This is a genomic window from Nocardia sp. NPDC004568 (assembly GCF_040609955.1).
Lineage (GTDB): Bacteria > Actinomycetota > Actinomycetes > Mycobacteriales > Mycobacteriaceae > Nocardia.
Map to the genome: position 1 here is coordinate 1 of NZ_JBEXLL010000198.1, position 1,046 is coordinate 1,046.

Genomic DNA, 1,046 nt, shown 5'->3' on the forward strand with positions numbered 1-1,046 from the left:
GAAGTGGGGCGGGACCCGGTTGTTGCCGAGTGCGAGGCTTTCGAGCTGTCTGCTGTTCGTGTGTTGGCGGAGTTCATCGTTGCCGAACGCGGTGAGCCGGTCATGCCGACGTCGGCGAAAGGCGTCCAGGCGGACGACGCAGCTGGAGAAGTGACGGCCCGCACGCCGATAAGAGGGAAAGGCGGCGTCGCGCCGGCGGATCATTCACTACCCACGCAGTATCCGCGCTCGCAACGTAGAACAGTCACAAAGATCGGTAGCTTCGAACTGGATCGGTCGACGAACCGGGTAAAGGTCGCCGAGGAAGAGATTCCGCTCAGTGACGCCGAATTCATTGTGTTGTCGATATTGACGCGGTGGCCTGGATACGTCGTATCGCTGGAAGATTTCAAGAAACGGTGGCGGCCCACCGTGCAATCGGACGCAATCCATACCGCGGTGTGGGGACTGCGGCACAAGCTGAAGGCCAAGACCTGCATCGTGAGCCCTAGACGTGTGGGCTGGCGTTTCGACGGTCTGCCGTCCGACCGGGCGATCGTCGACGCGTATGTTGCTGCGGATCCGAAGATGATCGAGCAGAGCGGAGTTCGGTTGTCGCCGGGTGCCCGACGGGTGTGGGTCGGCGATCGCGAAGTGGATCTGAGACCGATCGAGTTCAAGCTCTTGATGGTCCTCATGACGGACGCCGGTCGCGACTTGCCGAGGGAAGAGATCGAGAGCAGAGTTTGGCATAACGTCTCGCCAACCCCAGTACGCCTCCATCTGCAGATATCCAACCTGCGGAAGAAACTGGGCGAGGAAGGCCCCCGCCTCATCGATACCTTCGGCTCCGGCTACCGGTTCAGGCGCACGGCGACGGTTTCGGATCGGGTGGTCGGTGCGGTCTTCGGGCGGGTGCTTCGTGGGGTGGGGGATCCCGCGGTTGCGGGGGCGATTACCGCCGAAGCGGTGGGGCGGGTGGATGGTGTTGTGGCCGATGCCGACGATGTGGAGTCGGTGGGCGAGTTGTTCGTGGCGGCGGATGTTGTGATGGTCGAGCGGTTGCG

General features: G+C 62.7%; 1 protein-coding gene. It reads left to right on the top strand.

Going from position 1 to position 1,046, the window contains the following annotated elements; genetic code table 11:
• Positions 1-60: 60 nt before the first annotated feature.
• Positions 61-1,046 (top strand): winged helix-turn-helix domain-containing protein (locus ABZV91_RS32520; RefSeq protein WP_355249540.1); only part of this gene is annotated, 986 nt, incomplete at its 3' end.